This is a genomic window from Intrasporangium sp. (assembly GCF_035280925.1).
Taxonomy (GTDB): Bacteria; Actinomycetota; Actinomycetes; order Actinomycetales; family Dermatophilaceae; genus Intrasporangium.
This window is the reverse complement of record NZ_DATEEY010000018.1, coordinates 1-18,525: the sequence shown is the minus strand read 5'-3', so window position 1 is coordinate 18,525 and position 18,525 is coordinate 1. Positions and strand designations below refer to the sequence as shown.

The following is an 18,525-nucleotide window of genomic DNA, read 5'->3' as shown; positions in this document are numbered from 1 at the left end:
TCTCCCTTCGACGTGTTCGCTGGGCGGGCGCCGTGCACGAGCCAACCGCACGAACGACCTAGACTCCACCGTATGCCGTTGGCCCGCTCCCGTGTCGCCGCTCACCCGCTGACCCCGCGACGACCCGTACCCGCCTCCATCGCGCGTCCGCACTACGTCGACGTGCCCCATCCGCGCGAGGACGGCGACGTCCGCATCAAGGATGCCGAGACGATCGAGAAGATGCGGATCGCGGGGCGCATCGCAGCCCAGGCTATGGCGGCGGCCGCGGAGCGGATCGCCCCGGGTGTCACGACCGACGAGCTCGACTCCGTGGCTCACGAGTTCATGCTCGACCACCGCGCCTACCCCTCACCGCTGGGCTACAAGGCGTTCCCCAAGTCGGTGTGCACGAGCGTCAACGAGGTGATCTGCCACGGCATCCCGGACACCCGCCCGCTCGAGGACGGCGACATCGTCAACATCGACGTGACGGCCTACATCCACGGGGTGCACGGCGACACGGACGCCACCTACCTCGTGGGCGATGTCGACGAGGAGTCGCGCCTGCTCGTCGAGCGCACCCACGAGGCAATGATGCGGGGCATCAAGGCCGCTCGCCCCGGACGCGAGGTCAACGTCATCGGGCGCGTCATCGAGAGCTACGCCAAGCGCTTCGGCTATGGCGTCGTGCGGGACTTCACCGGGCACAGCATCGGCCTCGAGTTCCACTCCGGGCTGATCGTCCCCCACTACGACGCCGCGCCGCAGTACAACACCGTGATGGAGCCCGGCATGACCTTCACCATCGAGCCGATGCTGAACCTCGGGACGCACGAGTGGGAGATGTGGGACGACAGCTGGACGGTGGTGACCCGAGACGGCCGACGCTCGGCCCAGTTCGAGCACACCATCGTCATCACCGAGGACGGCAACCAGATCCTCACCCTGCCCTGAGCCCGACCGGGCCGGCACCCTCACCAAACTCTGCGGAGGAACTGACAGACATGGCGAAGAAGGGCTACCCGCTCGGCATCGACATCGGCGGCAGCGGCATCAAGGGCGCCCCGGTCGACCTGGACAAGGGCGAGTTCGCGCAGAGCAGGCTCAAGATCGCCACGCCGCAGCCCGCGACGCCAGAGGCCGTTGCCCACGTCGTCGACCAGATCGTCGACGAGTTCGAGAAGGCGACGGGAGGCTCTCCGATCGGGGTGACGGTGCCCGCCGTGGTCATCCGCGGCACCGTCCTGTCCGCGGCCAACATCGACCCGTCCTGGATCAACACCGACGCCGAGGCCCTCATCAAGGAGCACACCGGCCGCTCGGTCACCGTCCTCAACGACGCCGACGCCGCCGGGATCGCGGAGCTGCACTACGGCGCCGCCAAGGGCGAGCACGGCCTGGTCATCGTCACGACGTTGGGCACCGGGATCGGCTCGGCGCTCATCCACGACGGCCGACTCGTCCCCAACTCCGAGCTGGGCCACCTCGAGATCGACGGCCATGACGCCGAAGACCGGGCTGCCTCCTCGGTCAAGGACCGCGAGGGCCTCTCCTGGGACGAGTGGATCGAGCGGCTCCAGCGCTACTACGAGACGATCGAGATGCTCTTCTCCCCCGACCTCATCGTCGTTGGAGGCGGCGTCTCGAGGGACTCGGACAAGTTCCTGCCCAAGCTGCGGCTGCGTGCGCCGATCGTGCCCGCCGAGCTGCGCAACAAGGCCGGGATCATCGGGGCCGCTCACCGGGCCGTCGACCTGGCGAGCTGACGCGCGGTCCCAGCTCAGCGGCATACGGCAGATCCCGTATGCCGGTGGGCTCGCTCGCGGGCGAGCGCTCAGTCGACCGTCAGGCTGAGAAGCAGGTCGGGGGCGCGCCGCTCGTAGAGCGCCGCGCCGAGGCGCAGTCCCAGCCAGAAGGCGCCCACGCCGACCGCGAGGCCGGTCAGCAGAGCCAGCCACGGCGCCCAGTCGGTGCCGTTCCACGCGAGGAGGCCGAGGCCGAGCACCGGCGCCGCGACCACCAGGGTGCCCAGGCCGGCGACGGACTGCGACAGCATCGTCATCCCGGCCGCCCCCGGCGGGCTCTGGAACGGGCTCTCGCCCGGCTTGGGGACGGGATAGGGCAGGGCGATGCTCATGATCGACGAGATGGCATAGCCCGCTCCCAGCAGGGCGACGGACAGACCGACGATGGCGGGCAGCAGGTCCCACCGGCCCCCGAGCCAGGCGCCCACGAGGGAGTAGGCGCCGACGAGAGGGACGGCGATGAGCAGGTTGGGCAGCAGCCGGCCGAGCCGGTCCGAGCGGCCGCGGACTCCCGAGGCGACATGCATCCAGAAGGCCGTCGACTCGTAGGAGACGGAGTTGTGCTCGCTCCAGCCGAGTAGGAACGCAGCGAGCGGACCCATGAGCAGCGGCACCCAGGCGACATCGCCCATGTAGAACGGGATGAGCAGGGCCAGCGGCGCGAAGGGCGTGAGGAACATCGACACCTGGTAGCGAGGATCCCGGGCGAAATAGGTCAGGGTGCGAGCGGCAACCGCCCACGTCGCGTCGTCCGGGACGCGCCCGAAGACGCCCAGGTCGCCCGTCGCCGCTCCCGGTGAGCTGGGGCGGACGACACCTCGCGGCGACACGACCTGTTGCCGCACGGCCCTGTCCCACAGGCGGATCGCGACAGCCAGGCCGGCAGCTGCCAGCCCGAGACGCAGCGCACCGATGGCCAGCTCGCCCGTGGCGACGTCGCTCGCCGCCGCCCAGGCCCATCCGAGGGGCGTCCACCCCAGCACGGACGCCGCGGTCTCGGCGAAGCCGCTCCAGTCGCGTGCCGCACTGCCCGCGAGCGATGCTGCTGGGACGACGACGGCCAGGAGGAAGACTGCGAGGATGGCGGTGACGTCCCTGCCCCGCCGGCTGGAGACCGCGCCCGTGGCCAGCGAGGAGACCCAACGGCTGAGGGCGATGGCGGTGAGCAGGCCGATCGGCACGGCCACGAGGGCAGTGACGGTCGACGACACGGTCTGCGACGACGCAATGACGACCCCGACGCCGAGCACCATCGACGCGATGGCGGGCAGGCCGACGAAGGCGCTCAGCAGGAGGCCGACCGCCAGCTGCCGCGGCGGGATCGAGAAGGTCGCGAACCGGCTCGGGTCGAGGGTCGGGTCGGAGCCGAAGGCGAAGATCGGCAGGAGGATCCACAGCACGATCCCGGCAGCGCCCCCGATCGTCACGACGAGCCGCGCCAGGTCGGGCTCACCGCGGAGGACGGCGACACCGACGGCCAACGCGACGACGACGAAGGCGCCATAGAGGACGCCGAGGATCATCCCGATGGCCTGGGCCCGGCTGCGGCGCAGGGTGTTGCGCAGCAGGTCGAGCTTCAGTCGGACGAGGTGCGCAACCACGCCAGTCCCTCCACCTCGATGCTCCCGCCGACGAGGTCGACGAAGCGCTGCTCCAGGCTGCCGCCGGCCCGCACCTCGTCCACCGTGCCCTGCGCGAGGACGAGGCCGTCGGAGATCACGGCGACGTGCGTGCAGATCCGCTCGACGAGGTCCATGACGTGGCTCGAGAGGATGACCGTGCCGCCGGCGGCGACGAAGTCGGCGAGGATGCCGCGGATCGTCGCCGCGGAGACCGGGTCCACCGCCTCGAACGGCTCGTCGAGGACGAGGACACGCGGTGCGTGGACGAGGGCGGTCGCGAGGGTGATCTTCTTGGTCATACCCGCCGAGTAGTCGACGACGAGCTTGCCCTGGGCCTCGGTCAGGCCGAGGGCCTGGAGCAGCTCGTCGGCTCGGGCCGTCGCCACCTCGCGGGACAGCCCGTGCAGCAGGCCGGCGTAGACGATCAGCTGCAGCCCCGTGAGCCGGTCGAAGACGCGCAGCCCGTCGGGCAGGATGCCGAGCAGCTGTTTGGCGGCAACCGGGTCGGCCCACACGTCGTGCCCGAGGACGAACACCTGGCCGGCATCGGGCCGCAGCAAACCGGTCGCCATGGACAGCGTGGTCGTCTTGCCCGCGCCGTTCGGGCCGACGAGGCCGAAGAACGATCCGCGCGGGACGTCGAGGTCGATCCCCTTGACGGCGATGACGTCGCCGAAGCGTTTGCCGAGGCCACGGATGGCGATGGCCGGTCCGGTGACCGGCACGCCGCGCGGCGCCGGCAGGTCCAGGTGTTCTGTCATTACTCCCCGAGTCGTGGAACGTGCTTGGTGCCCGGTGCCCGGGTCACTGGAACTCGCCGGACTCGCCGTCGGCCAGATCGCGCAGGGTCAGGCCGTCGACCCCAGAGAAGGACTCGATGTGCGTGCAGTACATCTGCCTGCCCCGCTCGGACAGGAGCGCGTCGTGGATCGGGACGAAGGTCTTGGGCGCGATGCGCGCCACGAAACCGATCGAGTCCCGGCTCGCGCACCACGGCGCGTTGAGCGGGTGGGCCAGGACGTCGACCTCGCCCGGCTCGGCATCGTAGGCATCGCCCGGGTGGAACAGGGTCGGCTCACCGTCGGCGCGCAGGACCAGCCCGACGTTGGGGATCTGCGGCACCTGGTCGTGGTTGAAGGCGTGCAGCTCCCCCACCGGGGTGACCATGACATCGCCTATCGCGACCTGCTCGTCGCGCCTCGTCGGCACGGCCCGAAGTCCTTCTGCGGCAAGCTTCTCCGCCGTCAGCGGGTCGGTGTGGACGGCGGCCCGAGGGTTCGCCCGGATGAGGCGTGCGGCTGGCTCCGGGTCGAAGTGGTCCGGGTGGTTGTGGGTGACGAGGATCGCGTCGAGGTCGGCCAGGTCCTCGAAGCCGGAGGAGAAGTTGCCCGGGTCGACGAGGATGCGCCGGTCGGCCATCTCGACGAGCAGGCAGGCGTGTCCCAGATGAGTCACTCGCATGCCTCAAACCTAGGTCATCGGTCCGAGGTGGCAGGAGCTCCCACGGCATACGGCCCAAGATGGCCCACCACGACGCCAAGGACAATGAGCGCAACCCTCACGGCCACCATCATGGGCGCACGACAGCCAGAGCCGGTGAGCGACAGGCGCCCCCCACCCAATATCGCGAAGCGGGAACCGATCGGCCCGCCCAGGTCGACAGTAGGGATGTGGCACCCTCCGTCGATCTCGACGACCGGGCCCTCCTCGAGGCCCTGGCCGGGGGCGACCTCGGCGCGATGCGGAAGCTGTACGACCGTCACGCGCCGTGGCTCTCCGTCCGCCTGGCACGCCGCTGCAACGACCGGGAGGTCGTGGCGGACGTCCTGCAGGACACCTTCGTCGCCGTGTGGCGTGGGGCCGAGCGCTTCCGGGGCACCGGCGAGGTGGGCGCGTGGATGTGGGGTATCGCGATCCGTCGCCTCGTCAGCCGGCTGCGCCTGCGCCGCGATGTCGTCCCCATGGCCGATCCTCTGAGGCGCGGTCGCACGTCCGAGGTCACGCTCGAGGACGAGCTGCTCGCCTGCGTGGAGTACGGCGATCTCGGAGGAGCCTTGGCGTCGTTGTCGCCGGATCTGAGGGCGGCGATCCAGGCCACCGTCCTGGACGGCCTGACGATCCGCGAGGCCGCCACCCTGCTCGGCATCCCAGCCGGCACGGTCAAGACGCGCGTGCACCGCGCCAAGGCTCATCTCCGGGCGAGCCTGGTCGAAGGAGGCCCACGATGAGCGCCCCCCACGTCCGCCCCGACGACCTGACCGCGTGGGTCGGCGGAACGGCCAGCGGCATCACCGCGATGTCCGTCGAGCAGCACGTCGTTGGCTGCCCCTACTGTCAGCGTGCGGTGGCCGTGGCGACCAACCACATGCCGTATGCCGCTCAGCTCACTCCCGACGCCGCCGGCCTCACGCTCGTCGACCTCGAGAGCGTGTGGTCGAACCTCCGCGACGAGATCGAGGTCCCGCGCGCCTCCGCCTTCGAGCGGCTCCTCGTGCGGCTGGGTCTGCCATCCGGCGACGCGATGCTCGTTGCCGCGGCGCCGGCGCTGCGCGGCTCGTGGCTTTGTGCGGTTGCGCTCTCCCTGGCCTTCGCGGTCGGCGGGGCGTTGGCGAGCCGCAACGGCGGAGCGGGCATGTTCCTGATGTTCGCTCCACTCGTGCCCGTCGTCGGGGTGGCGGTCGCCTTCGGTCCGGAGGCGGGTCCGGCGCTCGAGCAGGAGAGCTCGGCACCCTACCCCTTGGTGCGACTCGTCTTCCTCCGCGCAGCAGCAGTGCTCCTCGCCGGCCTGCCCGTCGTCGTGGTGGGCCAGCTTGCCTTCCCCGACAGCGTGTCATGGCTGTGGCTGGTGCCCGCCTTGGGCTTCACCGCACTCGTCCTCGGGCTGTCGACGTGGTTCGGGCCGTGGCGACCGGCCATCGCGATCACCTTCGTCTGGATCGCCTGCACGGGGGTCGCCAGTCGGTTGGGCGAAGTGGCCGAGGTCCTCTCGCCACCCCTTCTCGTTCTCTACCTGCTCATGCTCATCGTCGGTCCCGCCGTCCTCGTGCTGCGAGCACGGCACCTCGGCACCATCGGAAGGATCTCGTCATGACCACCTCCAACGCTGGACCCACGGTGAGCCTCACGGGAGTCACGAAGCGCTATCGCGCCACCCGTGCCCTGGACGAGGTCACCCTCGCGCTCACGCCGGGGATCACCGGGCTCCTCGGGCCGAACGGAGCCGGCAAGACCACGATGCTGCGCGTCATCGCAACGGTGCTGCGCCCGGACGACGGCGAGGTGCGCCTCCTTGGCCGCGACCCGCTGGACCCGGATGTGCGCACCGAGGTGCGGCGACGTCTCGGCTACCAGCCACAGGAGCTCGGCTTCCCCCGCGGCTTCTCCGCCTTTGCGTTCGTCAACTACATGGCGGTCCTCAAGGAGTGGAGCGACCGGGATTCGCGGACGCCCGAAGTGCGCCGAGTCCTCGACCTCGTCGGCCTAGGCGATGTCGCGACGAAGCGCATCAGCCGGCTCTCCGGGGGGCAACGACGGCGCGTCGCACTGGCGCAGGCGCTCATCGGCACTCCCGAGCTGCTCGTGCTCGACGAGCCGACGACCGGGCTCGACCCCGAGCAACGTATGTCCCTGCGAGGCGTGCTGGCCGACATCGCCGCCACCTCGACGATGGTGATCTCGACCCACCAGACGGAGGACGTCGCTGCCCTGTGCCGCCGGGTCATCGTGCTCGACACCGGCAGGGTCAACTTCGACGGCACCGTGACGGAGCTGGTGAAGCTCGCCGAAGGGCACGTCTGGTTGGCCGACGCCCCGTCGCGGGGCGCACTGGCTGCATGGCGCACGGCCTCGGGGCGCTATCGCAACGTCGGGCCTCAGGCCCCGCCCGGTGCCGAGCAGGTCGAACCCAGCCTCGAGGACGCCTACCTGATGCTGCGTGGCGGGGCTCAGGAAACGGTGGAGACGGAGGTGGCGTCATGAGCACCGCACCAGGCACAGTCAGCGCTGTCGTCGACTCCGCTGATGGCCACGCCGGCAAACGCACCCTTGGGGTGTTGGCCCGGCTGGAGAGCCTGCGCCTGGCCCGACACCCGATGTTCCTCGCAGCCACGGGTCTTGGCGTCTTCGTCTCAGTGATGGCCCTCAACGCCCAGGCGGACCAGGCCACCGCGGAGACTCTCGGCGCGCCGGCAGTGGCGTTCACCCTGGGAATCGGGACGATGATCGCGACCTACCACCAGACCCGCTCGTTCCGTCGAGCCGACGAGCTCGTCGAGTCGGCGCCCACGACGACCACCATGCGCACCGCGGCCCTCTGCTTGGCGGCACTGGTTCCCGCGCTCGTCGCCTCCGGCTGGCTGATCTTCAAGTACGGGGTCAAACCGGCAGCGCTCAACACACCGGAGTGGATGTACGGCCCCTTCTCGCATCTCGACATTGCCTGGGTCCTGGCGGCCAACTCCGTCGTCGCGGTGATGGGAGGCGCCCTGCTCGGCATCGCGGCAGGCCGGTGGTGGCGATTCCGAGGGGCCGCAGTGCTGCTTGTCGTCAGCGTGGCCCTCTGGACGCTCGGCAACGGCGCCGCGCTCAGCACCGGTGGCGCGATGCCGGCCTGGCAGCGCTGGACACGCTTGTTCTCACCGGTCACCTTCTTCAGCACTTCGTCGCAGAACAACGAGCACGTCGACAGCTTCAACGGTTCTCCCGGCTGGCATCTCGTCTGGCTCGTCACGCTCTGTGTGCTCGCCGCTATCGCCGCCTTGCTCTGGCGAGCCGAAGGGCGGGCCCGGCGCCGCCTCGTGCGCATTGGCGCCATGGCCCTGGCGATGTCGGCCGTGGTCTACGTGCTGGCCGCCACGGGTGGCATCAGCCAGACGGTGCGCAGCTACCCCGACGGCCACAGCGTCGTCGTGAGTGTCACTCCATGAGCGGGAGCTACGGGGCGGGGCACCGCGCGCCCCGTTGGAACCGAGTCGGCGGAGGACGACCGGCCGCGGCGCGACTGGGGGTGCCGTGGCGGCCGGTCGTGACGTTCACGGTGGGTGGCCTGCTCCTCGTTGCCGTTGCCTCAATCTGGGTCACCTCCCCCATCGGCGACATCGCACTGCAGGTCAGCATCCCGGCCCTGGCGAGCGCCGCTGCCTACCTGTTGGACGAGCCCGCGGCAGAGGCGGTGGACGCCACGCCCATGCCGATGCGCGCCCGGAGCGGTTCCCGCCTGCTGGTCGCCGTGGCCATCCTTGCGCTTGGCGCGCTCGCCCTGGGTGTGCTCGCGCTGCGATCCGGCACAAGCACGCGGCTCGGCGTCGTCGTCCAGCTCGGGGGCTGCATCCTCGTCGCCATCGCCGCCTCGTCGGTCCTGCGTCGACGGACGCCAGAGCCGGGTGATGCGGTGAGCGGCGGCCTCGTGGCGTTCGTCCTCGCCATCGTGCTTGCCCGGCCCTTCGATCGCTGGGTCGAGCTGTTTCCCACCGAGCCCGGCCAGCGCTGGGCAGGGTCGCTGACGGTGTGGGCGGTCGTGGGGAGCGTCAGTGTCGTGGCGGCCATCCGCGCGATCCGGGACCCGCTCGACCGGGCGCGCCTCTGAAGGGGCGGGCCGGCGCCAACGCAGCTGTGCACGCCATCGGAAGGACCGATCCTGGCGCCCGACAGGACGTGCACCTGGACACGGTTGATGCCCTGACGTGCGACGCGGATTCAGGGCACCTCAGCCCGATGCGCCCATCATCGTGGTCGCGCCGACGAGCGTGGCCTCGGCGTGGGTCCGCGAAGCCGCCCGGTTCACACCCGGCCTGCGCGTCGTCGCACTGACCGAGACCGGGCGTCGCCGCGGCACGACCGTCGTCGAGGCGACGGGCGCGGCCCACCTCGTAGTGACCTCCTACGCCATCTTCCGCATCGACGGGGCCGGCTACCGTGCCCGCGACCGCCCCAAACGGATCGCTGCCGTCGTCGAGGGCAGTGCGCCGGTTTTCGTCATCAGCCTCAAGGCCGGCGGATCCAACCTCACCCTGACCGAGGCCGACTACGTCTTCGTCCTTGACCCATGGTGGAACCCGGCGGTCGAGGCGCACGCCATCGACCGCGCCCATCGGATCGGCCAGGACAAGACCGTCATGGTCTACCGTCTGGTGAGCGAGAGCAGGATCGAGGAGAAGGTGCTCGAGCTGCAGGAACGCAAGCGCGAGCTCTTTGCCCGAGTCGTCGACGACGGCGGGCTCATGGCGGCGCCGCTGGCAGCGGACGACATCCGGAGCCTGCTGGGGGCGACCTGACAGCCCAGCCACCCCTCGGGGGCTGACTTGGGCACCCAAGTGAGCTCAGCGGCATACGGAACATCGCGTATGCCGCTGGGCTCGCGGGGTGCCGAAACCTTCCTTCGAGTGTCGGCGGGCTCACCTATGCTCCATGGATCGGAAGGGGGTTCGGGTGTTGTCCCACGACGAGCTGAGCGTGCTGCGCGACCGGCATCCCGCGTGGCGGCTGCTGCGTGCTGCCAACGCGCCGCTCATCATCGGCTTCCTCGGCCGCACTTTCGTTGAGGACAACGTTCGGGTCCTGACCCAGCGCGAGCTGGCCAGCCGCCTCGACGACGAGCTCTACGCGCTGCGGGAGCAGCTCGGCGAGGACGCGTACCCGAGGTCGGCTGCCGCCTACGTCACCGACTGGGCCAGCTCGGAGTCTGGCTGGCTGCGCCTCTACTACCTCGAGGGCAGTGACGAACCGCATGTCGACGCGACGCCGGCGCTGGAGAAGGCGGTGGCCTGGGTCGCGACCCTGCAGGAGCGGGCCTTCGTCGGCACCGAGTCGCGGCTGCACACGCTCGTCGGCCTGCTGCAGCAGATCGTCCAGGGCAGTGACGCCGACCCCGAGCGACGGCTGGAGCACCTGCGGGCCGAGCGGGCCCGGCTCGACGACGAGATCGCCCGGGCGGAGTCAGGCGAGATCGATGTGCTCGACCCGACCGCGCAGCGTGACCGCTACCAGCAGTTCGCGAGCACGGCGCGCGAGCTGCTCTCGGACTTTCGGGAGGTCGAGGTCAAGTTCCGGGCGCTCGACGGGCAGATGCGCGAGACGATTGCGGGCTGGGATGGGTCGAAGGGCGAGCTGCTCGACCAGCTCCTCGGCGACCGCAACGCGATCTCCGAGTCCGACCAGGGCCGCAGCTTCCAGGCGTTCTACGACTTCCTCCTGTCCGCCGAGCAGCAGGAGGAGCTGGCGCATCTCCTCGACGAGGTGCACCGGCTCGAGTCGATCGTCGCCGACGAGCGCGTGCGCCGCATCGACCGCGACTGGCTGACCGCCGCCGACCGCACCCAGGCCACCGTGCGCACCCTCTCCGACCAGCTCCGCCGCTTCCTCGACGACACGGTCTGGCTCGAGAACCGGCGCGTCATCGAGCTGCTCCGGGGGATCGAGAGCGCCTCCGTCGCATTGCGCGATGCCCGGCCCGACCTCGTGATGGAGTTCGATGCGACGCGCCCTCAGGTCACCCTGCCGTTCGAGCGCCCGCTGTACGTGCCGCAAGCGCCTCCACGGATCGACAGCACGGTGACCGAGGCGGCCGAGTCCGCCGAGACCGCCGCCCTGTTCAGCGTCGACCACGTCGACCACCAGCGCATGGTCAGCCAGATCCGCGCGGCGCTGCGGCATCGAGCCCAAGTCAGCCTCGGAGACATCGTCGACGAGCACCCTCCCGAGCAGGGTCTTGCCGAGCTGATGGCCTACTTTGCTCTGACAGAGGACGGCATCGACCTCGTCATCGACGACGAGGCGCGCCAGCACGTCGAGTGGGTTGCCGACGACGAGACCCGGCGCGAGGCCGACGTCCCGACGCTGCTCTACGTCCGACACGACCAGTCGCGCCTGAAGGACCCGCCATGACCACTCTCGCCACCGCCGCTGCGGGGCTCCCCGACGACGCGCTCGACCTGTCGCGTGTCGTCATCCCGCTCCTGCGCGGCGTCGTCTACCAGGCCGACAACCCGGCCATGTGGTCGCTTCTCCGCCGGCACCAGGCCCGGGTCAAGGACCACATGGCCGTCATGGGGCTCGCACTCGTCATCGACGAGGCCGAGGGCTACGCCCACCTGCGGCAGATGGACCACGACGACGTCGACATCCCACGGCTCATCCCACGCCACCGGCTGTCCTTCCGCGTCAGCCTGCTGCTCGCCCTGCTGCGCAAGCGCCTCGCCGAGTTCGACGCGAGCAGCAGCGACCCGCGGCTCATCCTCGCCCGCGACCAGATCGCCGACCTGCTGCGCGTCCACCTGCCGCAGAGCACCAACGAGGTCCGCCTCACCACCGAGGTCGACACGCTCATGACCAAGGTCGAGGCACTCGGGTTCCTCCGCAAGGTCACCGGGCAGGAGCGCACCTACGAGGTCCGCCGCATCCTCAAGGCCTACGTCGACGCGCAATGGCTCGCTGAGTTCGACGAGCGTCTCCGCGAGTACCTCGCCACCCTCGAGCCAGGGGTGGCCGACGCGGCCGAGGCCGATGAGCGCGAGACGAGGGCCTCCGACGACGAGGAGCACGCACATGGATGAGCTACCCCTCGACGAGCAGCTCGGAGCCGCTGGCTACCGCCTCGACCACGTCGAGGTCCTCGGCTGGGGCACCTTCGACCGGGCCGTGTGGCGATTCGACCTCGACGGCCACACCTCCCTGCTCACCGGCGACATCGGCTCAGGCAAGTCCACCCTCGTCGACGCCATCACCACCCTGCTCCTGCCGGCCCACCGGATCTCCTACAACAAGGCGGCCGGTGCCGAGACACGCGAGCGCAGCCTCCGCTCCTACGTCCTCGGCTACTGGAAGTCCGAACGCAGTGAGACGACCGGCGTGTCACGGCCCGTCGGTCTCCGCGACCACACGTCGCACTCGGCCATCCTCGCGGTCTTCCGCAACGAGCGGCTGGGATCGGCGGTGACCCTGGCCCAGGTCTTCTGGATCCCCGACGACCACGCCGGCCAGCCCAACCGGTTCTACGTCGTCGCCGACCGCGAGCTCGGCATCGTCAGCGACCTCAGCGACTTCGGCACCGACGTGACGGCGTTGAAGAAGCGGCTCAGGGGCGCCCGCATCACGCCGCACAACAGCTTCCCGGACTACGAGCGTGCCTTCCGACGGGCCCTCGGCATCCCGTCGAGCCAGGCGATGGAGCTGTTCCACCAGACCGTCTCGATGAAGTCTGTCGGCAACCTCACCGACTTCGTCCGGGCCCACATGCTCGAGCCCTTCGACGCCGCGGCGGACGTCCGCAAGCTGATCGGCCACTTCGAGGACCTCACCGCCGCCCACGACGCGGTCATCAAGGCCCGCACGCAGCTCGCCGCCCTCGACCCCATCGTCGCCAGCTGCGACGAAGTCGACCGGATCCGCACCGCCCTGACGGAGGCGACCACCGCTCAGCAGGCCTTGCGGTATGCCGCCGCCACCGTCACTCTCGAGCTGCTCGCCGACGAGGTGGTCGGCGCCGAGGAGGAGCTCGCGGGTGAGCGCGACGCGCACACGCGTGCCCAGCACGATGTCGAGACGCTCCGTGCCGAGCAGCAGGGGCTGCGCGACGCCCGCGCCGGCCACGCCGGCGGGCGGGTCGGCGCCCTCGAGGAGGCGAGAGAGCGGCATACGGCTGAGCGGGAAGCCCGAGCCAAGCGGCACCGGGTCTGGAGCGACGACCTCGCCGCCGCCGGACTTGAGCAGGCCGCCGGCCCCGACGAGTTCACCCGCGTTCGTCGGGAGGCCCTCGACGCTCAGGCTGCCGTCGACGACCAGAGCAAGGACGTCGGAGACTTGCTGACCGAGCACGCCGTCGAGCGACACGGCCTGCGCGGCGAGTCCGACGAAATCCGGGCCGAGCTGATCAGCCTGCGCGAGCGCCGGTCGAGCATTCCCCGGGAGCTGCTCGGGCTGCGTGACCGGCTCTGTGAGGAGTCCGGCGTCCCGGACGACCGGGTCCCGTTCGTCGGCGAGCTGGTGCAGGTGCGCCCCGGCGAGGACCGCTGGCGCGGGGCGGCCGAGCGCGTGCTCCGCGGCTTCGCTCTCTCGCTCATCGTTGACGACGCCGACTACGGGCGCGTCGCCGGCTGGGTCGACAGCCACCACCTCGGGACTCGCCTCGTCTACCACCGCGTCCGGGTCAGCGAGCGCCACCAGCCGGCGCCGCCCACGTCGGGAACGCTGGCCGCGAAGCTCGAGCTGCGCGAGAGCCCGTATGCCGCCTGGCTGGCGGCCGAGCTCGCGGCGCGAGCCGCGCACGAGTGTGTCGAGAGCCTCGACGACTTCAGGCGGGTCAGTCGAGCCGTAACCGTGCGGGGTCAGGTGAAGTCAGGCAGCCGACACGAGAAGGACGACCGCCGCGCCGTCGACGACCGCTCCACCTACGTCCTCGGCTGGGACAACAAGGCGAAGCAGGACGCCCTCATCGAGCGCGGCACCCGAGTGCAGGAGGAGCTGAACAACGTCGACGAGGCGATCCGGCAGGCGAGGGCTCGGCAGAACGAGCTCCAGCAAAGGCGCGACGCCCTGAAGGCGGTGCTCTTCGTCGATGACGTGCGCGACCTCGACTGGTGGGCGTCAGCCCGGGCACTCCACGAGGTCGAGCGCGGGCTGGCGCTGCTCGTCGAGGCCTCGGGGGAGCTGGCCGAGATCGAGGCGCGTCTGGCCGTCGTCGAGGCGGAGCTCGCGACCGCCGAGGAGCAGCGCGGCAAGCACGAGCGCGCCCTGGGTGCACTCGAGGGGCGGCTTGGTGATCTCGAGGCGCAGCGGGTGCGCAACACCGAGGTGCTCGCTAGGGTCGAGGAGGCGGATCGCCCGGCGATCGACCGCGCCGCCGCGACGATGCGGTCCCGGGGTGTGCGGCGGGTCGATGCCGTCCAGGGCCTCGTCGACGAGCTGCGGGCAGAGCTGGTGGCGCAGGGTGACTCACTCTCCAACCGGCTGCGCAACGCATCAATCAAGACGGTCCGGCTGATGGAGGCCTTTCGCCGGGACCACCCGGCCGAGACGACCGACATGGACGCGAGCATTGAGGCCGCTGCAGAGTTCCGCGAGTTCCGCGAGCGGGTGGCTCGGGACGACCTGCCGCGGTTCGAGGCGGACTTCAAGCGGTATCTCAACCAGAACACGATCCGCGAGATCGCCGGCTTCCAGACTCGGCTCAACCAGCAGTCGAAGGAGATCAGCGAGCGGATCAGGGTCATCAACGCGTCACTGCGCGACATCGACTACAACACCGACCGCTTCATCCGTCTCGACGCCGTGTCCACCCCGCTCAGCGAGGTCCGGGAGTTCCGGGCGCAGCTGCGGGCGTGCACTGAAGGGGCCCTCCTGGGCGGTGCTGCCGACGATCTGTACTCGGAAGAGAAGTTCGAGCAGGTCCGCGAGCTGATCGCCCGTTTCAAGGGGCGCGAGGGCTTCGCCGAGCACGACCGGCAGTGGACCGCCCGCGTCACCGACGTGCGCAACTGGTTCGTCTTCAACGCGTCGGAGCGGTGGCGCGAGACCGACCAGGAGCACGAGACGTATGCCGACTCCGACGGGAAGTCCGGCGGTCAGAAGGAGAAGCTGGCCTACACGATCCTCGCCGCGTCGCTCGCCTACCAGTTCCGGCTCGATGCGCCGGGCGGCTCGGGCCGGACCTTCCGGTTCGCGGTCATCGACGAGGCCTTCGGCCGAGGCTCCGACGAGTCGACTCGGTTCGCCCTCCGGCTCTTCGCCCGGCTCGGCCTGCAGCTGCTCGTCGTGACGCCGCTCCAGAAGGTGCACACCATCGAGCCCTTCGTGCGGCGGGTCGGCTTCGTCGACAACCCCGGTGGCCGCTCGTCCCGCCTGCACAACCTGACGATCGAGCAGTACCAGCAGGAGCGCGCCGGGGCGGCGCTCATCCGGGCCGGTGAGCGCCAGTCATGAGTGCCGCCCGCCGCCCTGGCTCGCCGACGTCGGCGAGCCGGCGCTGGTCGACGGCCGACGACATCCGGGCAGCCCTCCAGCGGCGGTGGGACCGTGGCGAGCTGCTCCGCGCGGTCGCCAGCAACCAGTCCTGGGAGCCGATCCGGATATCTCTCAGGACACCAAGCGCCCGAGAGCTGGCCAGCGATTTCGGCGCCGTCCAGGAATGGGCGGTGCGGCTCCATCAGGCAGCGGACGCAGGGCGGTCGCCCGCCTTCCGCCTCGAGACGCGGAGTGTGGGTGGACGGCTCGTCGGCGCCAACGCGGTGCCCGCCGCCGCGTGGTTCGACGAGCCCGAGCAAGTATGGCGGCTGCTTGGTGTCGCCCAGGAGGTCCTGGCACTTGCCGGTCTGCATTCTCTTTCAGAGTCTGCGCACCCGGCGATCGCAGCCTGGGTCGCCGAGCATCCACTGCGCGCGCTCGTCCACCAGGCGGCCTGGCCAAAGGTCACTGCGACGGTCCTGTGGCTGCGCTCGAGGGTCGGGTCAGCCGCATATCTCCGCCAGATCGACGTGCCCGGAGTGGACACCAAGTTCATTGAGAGCCACCGGGCCCTCCTCGCCGAGCTGCTCGACGCCGTCATTCCGGGCGCCGCTGATGAATCGCGCTCGCCCGGAAAGGACTTCGCGCGGCGGTACGGCTTCAGCGGCAAGCCGGCGATGACGAGGGTCCGGTCGCTCGACGGGAGTCCCCTCTTCGGTGCGATCACCGATGCGCTGGTCCGGGTGGACGAGCTGGCGGGGATCGAGCTGCCGGCTCGACGCGTCATCATCGTGGAGAACGAAGTGACCTTCCTCGCCCTGCCGTTCGTGCCCGGTGCCCTGGCCTTCTTCGGGGCCGGCTTCGACGTGCTGCGGCTCGGACGCATCCCATGGCTGCGCGACCGCGACGTCATCTACTGGGGAGACCTCGACACCGACGGCTTTGTCATCCTGGACCGGTTGCGAGGCCAGCTGCCGCACGTGCGCAGCGTGCTCATGGACCTCGACACGCTGGGGGCCCATGAGAGCCAGTGGACAACCGATCCGACCCCGTCGCGCGCGATCCTCCAGCGGCTCACCCCGGACGAGGCTGCGGCCCACCGCGTGTTGCGCGACAACGAGCTAGGGACGTCGGTCCGGTTGGAGCAGGAGCGTGTCAGCTACGCGTGCATCGTCGCCGCCCTCGGCGCTGTCTGGACTGCGCCGGTGACTGTCCGCTAGAAACCCCCTCGTCGACCGCACCTGCGAAACCGCTCACCTCGCGTTAGCGTGAACGCGTGCGAGGTGATCGGGTTGAGGTCGTCATCGACGCCGGGGGCGAGGTGCGAATCTACGTGATCGAGGCGACGCGCAACGGGCGTCGCGTCGAGATCACGACGAGCCGGGGGGTCGTCGAGGTTGCCGAGGTCACCAGAGGTGGCACTCCCGTGCGCACCGCACGGTTCATGTCGAGTCGCGTCCTCGCGCTCGTCGAGCACCCGGCAAGCGAACCACCCATCGGTCAGCAGGTCATCGGGCCGTAACCCTCAGGAGCCCAGCAGGGCGTACCAGCTGTCGGTGAGCTCGTCGAGCATCTGCTCGCGGCTGAGCTTCCAGTCCGACTCTCCCCAGTGCTGCGCCACGTAGTCGAGCTGCGACATGGCGAGCACGCCGCGGAATCGCCGCTGGTGTGGCTGGAACCGGTCCGCCTGGTCGAGGCCCTCCTCGATGTCTCCGGTCGCCTCGGAGAGCCAGCGTTCCACGAGGTCACGTAGCTCGGGGTCGACCGCGGCGGCATCCCGGCCGATCCGGATGATCGAGTGGATCGACGGCCAGCGGTCGGCGGTTTGGGTGAGCCAGCCGTGAATCGCTTCTCTTCGTCCGTCCCGGACGGCTGCGACGAGGTCCTCGGCGGTGGACCCACGGTGGGCGGACCGGATCCGCTGGAGACGCTCGTTCAGCTTCTCGTCGATCAACGCTCTCATCAGGTCGCTCCGAGAGGGGAAGTACGCGTAGAAGGTCGCCCGTGTGGTGCCGGCCGCAGTCGCGATGTCGTCCACGGTCGTGGCGGCATACCCCCTGCTGCTGAACAGCTCCAGACCTGCATCGAGCAGCAGGCGGCGGGTCATCTGCTTCTGCGCTTCACGAAGGCTCACCACGGGTCCAACAGTAGGGCCCGGCCGCCGCTGCCGTGATTGGCTCGGTTCACCGACTGTCTTACATATCGTCCAAATCATTGACATTACGTATAGGCACCTGTCACTTTCCATGCCTAGGTGGCCGGCCTCGCAGCGCCGCGCTGTCGTGAGGACCTGAAACCACGCGCAACCCCGCTATCCACAGGAGTTCAACGATGAACCAGGTCCCCGTGCGCACGCGCGGCTACACGGCAACGGTCGTGGCCGGCTCGTTCGCCGTGTTGTTGGCGCAAGTCGCGTACTCGCTTCCGGGCGCTCTCAACGGCACGTTCCAGCAGGAGTTCCAGGCCACCGGCGCGCAGCTGACGTGGATCACCGCCGCCTTTGCCATCCCCATGGTGGTCTTCGAGCTGACCACCGGCGTGATCGGTGACCTGTTCGGTCGAAAGCGGCTTCTGCAAGCCGGAGCGGCACTCACCGTGGTGGGCTCGTTGATCTGCGCGGTGGCGGCGACGGTACAGGTCATGTGGCTGGGCCAGATCGTGGCCGGGCTCGGGGCGGCCATCCTCTATCCCATCTCGCTCGCGATGATCGCCGCCCTCGCCCCGGACAACGACGCCCGGGCCAAGGCGATCGCGCTGTGGGCCGGCTTCCTGTCCATCGGCGCGGCAATCTCACCGCTCATGGGTGGTGCCTTCGCCGCGAGTGGCTACTGGCGTCGTGCCTACGTCGTGGTGATCGTCCTTGCCATCGCATCGATACTCATCACCACCAAGGCCACCGACTCCTCGGCCCCGCAAGGTCGACCTGCCCGGTCAGGCGACGCTGGCCCTCGGCCTCATCGCCGTCCTCTACGCCGCGACCCAGGGCTCCGAGTCGGGCTTCGGAACGCCGATCGTGGTCGCCGCCCTGGTGGCGGGAGTGCTGCTGCTCGCCGCTTTCGTCGTCATCGAGCTGCGCACCGAGTCCCCACTGCTGCACCTGCACGTGTTCGGCAACCGCGCCTACGCCGTGGTTGCGATCGCGACGGTCATCGGCATGTTCGCCTTCCTCGCGACCTGTTTCT

The 18,525-nt window shown here is 70.0% G+C and carries 18 protein-coding genes; 14 read left to right on the top strand and 4 right to left on the bottom strand.

Going from position 1 to position 18,525, the window contains the following annotated elements; genetic code table 11:
• The first annotated feature begins 72 nt into the window (after positions 1–72).
• Together map and ppgK are read left to right on the top strand one after the other, a co-directional pair.
• On the top strand, positions 73–936 hold the full coding sequence (gene map / locus VJN29_RS02255; RefSeq protein ID WP_324141853.1) for a type I methionyl aminopeptidase: 864 nt from the start codon (positions 73–75) through the stop codon (positions 934–936).
• Between the two features lie 50 nt (positions 937–986).
• Positions 987–1,748: a polyphosphate--glucose phosphotransferase gene (gene ppgK, locus VJN29_RS02250; RefSeq protein WP_324141851.1), complete on the top strand. Its 762-nt coding sequence runs from the start codon at positions 987–989 to the stop codon at positions 1,746–1,748.
• A gap of 68 nt (positions 1,749–1,816) precedes the next feature.
• Here the strand turns inward: ppgK and VJN29_RS02245 are convergent, their stop codons facing one another.
• Genes VJN29_RS02245 through VJN29_RS02235 form a run of 3 tightly spaced genes read right to left on the bottom strand, consistent with a single transcriptional unit; the run spans position 1,817 to position 4,870 of the window.
• Complete coding sequence (locus tag VJN29_RS02245) at positions 1,817–3,388, bottom strand: hypothetical protein (RefSeq protein WP_324141849.1); 1,572 nt, start codon at positions 3,386–3,388, stop codon at positions 1,817–1,819.
• Positions 3,364–4,170 carry an ABC transporter ATP-binding protein gene (locus tag VJN29_RS02240; protein ID WP_324141847.1) on the bottom strand — a complete coding sequence of 269 codons (807 nt, stop codon included), beginning with the start codon at positions 4,168–4,170 and terminating at the stop codon, positions 3,364–3,366. Before VJN29_RS02240 ends, VJN29_RS02245 begins: the two co-directional genes overlap by 25 nt.
• Positions 4,171–4,213: 43 nt before the next feature.
• Entirely contained in the window at positions 4,214–4,870 is a 657-nt protein-coding gene (locus VJN29_RS02235; protein WP_324141845.1) for an MBL fold metallo-hydrolase, read from the bottom strand.
• 209 nt (positions 4,871–5,079) lie between these two features.
• On the opposite strand from VJN29_RS02235, the gene VJN29_RS02230 reads away from it, so the two are divergent.
• The 11 genes from VJN29_RS02230 to VJN29_RS02180 all read left to right on the top strand — a co-directional run bounded on the left by VJN29_RS02230 (position 5,080) and on the right by VJN29_RS02180 (position 16,865).
• The gene (locus tag VJN29_RS02230; protein WP_324141842.1) at positions 5,080–5,637 is read left to right on the top strand and encodes an RNA polymerase sigma factor; all 558 of its coding nucleotides are present in this window, start codon (positions 5,080–5,082) and stop codon (positions 5,635–5,637) included.
• Complete coding sequence (locus tag VJN29_RS02225; RefSeq protein WP_324141840.1) at positions 5,634–6,500, top strand: hypothetical protein; 867 nt, start codon at positions 5,634–5,636, stop codon at positions 6,498–6,500. The genes VJN29_RS02230 and VJN29_RS02225 overlap by 4 nt, the downstream gene beginning before the upstream one ends.
• Positions 6,497–7,387: an ATP-binding cassette domain-containing protein gene (locus VJN29_RS02220; RefSeq protein WP_324141838.1), complete on the top strand. Its 891-nt coding sequence runs from the start codon at positions 6,497–6,499 to the stop codon at positions 7,385–7,387. The genes VJN29_RS02225 and VJN29_RS02220 overlap by 4 nt, the downstream gene beginning before the upstream one ends.
• Positions 7,384–8,334 (top strand): hypothetical protein, encoded by a 951-nt coding sequence (locus VJN29_RS02215; RefSeq protein ID WP_324141836.1) that lies wholly within the window; start codon positions 7,384–7,386, stop codon positions 8,332–8,334. The genes VJN29_RS02220 and VJN29_RS02215 overlap by 4 nt, the downstream gene beginning before the upstream one ends.
• Positions 8,331–8,993, top strand: coding sequence for a hypothetical protein (locus tag VJN29_RS02210; RefSeq protein WP_324141834.1), 663 nt, complete (start codon positions 8,331–8,333; stop codon positions 8,991–8,993). The genes VJN29_RS02215 and VJN29_RS02210 overlap by 4 nt, the downstream gene beginning before the upstream one ends.
• 97 nt (positions 8,994–9,090) lie before the next feature.
• A complete protein-coding gene (locus VJN29_RS02205) occupies positions 9,091–9,681 on the top strand; it encodes a DEAD/DEAH box helicase (RefSeq protein ID WP_324141832.1) in 591 nt (196 codons plus the stop codon).
• Positions 9,682–9,835: 154 nt separating this feature from the next.
• A complete protein-coding gene (locus tag VJN29_RS02200) occupies positions 9,836–11,290 on the top strand; it encodes a DUF3375 domain-containing protein (protein ID WP_324141830.1) in 1,455 nt (484 codons plus the stop codon).
• The gene (locus VJN29_RS02195) at positions 11,287–11,958 is read left to right on the top strand and encodes a DUF4194 domain-containing protein (RefSeq protein ID WP_324141828.1); all 672 of its coding nucleotides are present in this window, start codon (positions 11,287–11,289) and stop codon (positions 11,956–11,958) included. The genes VJN29_RS02200 and VJN29_RS02195 overlap by 4 nt, the downstream gene beginning before the upstream one ends.
• Positions 11,951–15,322 (top strand): ATP-binding protein, encoded by a 3,372-nt coding sequence (locus tag VJN29_RS02190; protein ID WP_324141827.1) that lies wholly within the window; start codon positions 11,951–11,953, stop codon positions 15,320–15,322. The genes VJN29_RS02195 and VJN29_RS02190 overlap by 8 nt, the downstream gene beginning before the upstream one ends.
• Positions 15,319–16,563, top strand: a complete 1,245-nt coding sequence (locus VJN29_RS02185; protein WP_324141826.1) for a Wadjet anti-phage system protein JetD domain-containing protein — start codon at positions 15,319–15,321, stop codon at positions 16,561–16,563. Before VJN29_RS02190 ends, VJN29_RS02185 begins: the two co-directional genes overlap by 4 nt.
• Positions 16,564–16,619: 56 nt before the next feature.
• Positions 16,620–16,865 carry a hypothetical protein gene (locus VJN29_RS02180; RefSeq protein WP_324141825.1) on the top strand — a complete coding sequence of 82 codons (246 nt, stop codon included), beginning with the start codon at positions 16,620–16,622 and terminating at the stop codon, positions 16,863–16,865.
• A gap of 3 nt (positions 16,866–16,868) precedes the next feature.
• On the opposite strand, the gene VJN29_RS02175 is transcribed toward VJN29_RS02180, so the two are convergent.
• Positions 16,869–17,480, bottom strand: a complete 612-nt coding sequence (locus tag VJN29_RS02175) for a helix-turn-helix domain-containing protein (protein WP_324141824.1) — start codon at positions 17,478–17,480, stop codon at positions 16,869–16,871.
• Between the two features lie 194 nt (positions 17,481–17,674).
• Between VJN29_RS02175 and VJN29_RS20330 the strand changes: the two genes are divergently transcribed.
• Positions 17,675–18,525, top strand: an 851-nt coding sequence (locus VJN29_RS20330; protein ID WP_414654310.1) for an MFS transporter, incomplete at its 3' end; no start/stop codon positions are given.

Bases quoted from the DNA above. Each gene is read 5' to 3' on its own strand.
- VJN29_RS02210 (WP_324141834.1), top strand. From the start codon at position 8,331: ATGAGCGGGAGCTACGGGGCGGGGCACCGCGCGCCCCGTTGGAACCGA.
- VJN29_RS02215 (WP_324141836.1), top strand. From the start codon at position 7,384: ATGAGCACCGCACCAGGCACAGTCAGCGCTGTCGTCGACTCCGCTGAT.
- VJN29_RS02240 (WP_324141847.1), bottom strand. From the start codon at position 4,170: ATGACAGAACACCTGGACCTGCCGGCGCCGCGCGGCGTGCCGGTCACC.
- map (WP_324141853.1), top strand. From the start codon at position 73: ATGCCGTTGGCCCGCTCCCGTGTCGCCGCTCACCCGCTGACCCCGCGA.
- VJN29_RS02220 (WP_324141838.1), top strand. From the start codon at position 6,497: ATGACCACCTCCAACGCTGGACCCACGGTGAGCCTCACGGGAGTCACG.
- VJN29_RS02225 (WP_324141840.1), top strand. From the start codon at position 5,634: ATGAGCGCCCCCCACGTCCGCCCCGACGACCTGACCGCGTGGGTCGGC.
- VJN29_RS02185 (WP_324141826.1), top strand. From the start codon at position 15,319: ATGAGTGCCGCCCGCCGCCCTGGCTCGCCGACGTCGGCGAGCCGGCGC.
- ppgK (WP_324141851.1), top strand. From the start codon at position 987: ATGGCGAAGAAGGGCTACCCGCTCGGCATCGACATCGGCGGCAGCGGC.
- VJN29_RS02235 (WP_324141845.1), bottom strand. From the start codon at position 4,870: ATGCGAGTGACTCATCTGGGACACGCCTGCCTGCTCGTCGAGATGGCC.
- VJN29_RS02195 (WP_324141828.1), top strand. From the start codon at position 11,287: ATGACCACTCTCGCCACCGCCGCTGCGGGGCTCCCCGACGACGCGCTC.
- VJN29_RS02190 (WP_324141827.1), top strand. From the start codon at position 11,951: ATGGATGAGCTACCCCTCGACGAGCAGCTCGGAGCCGCTGGCTACCGC.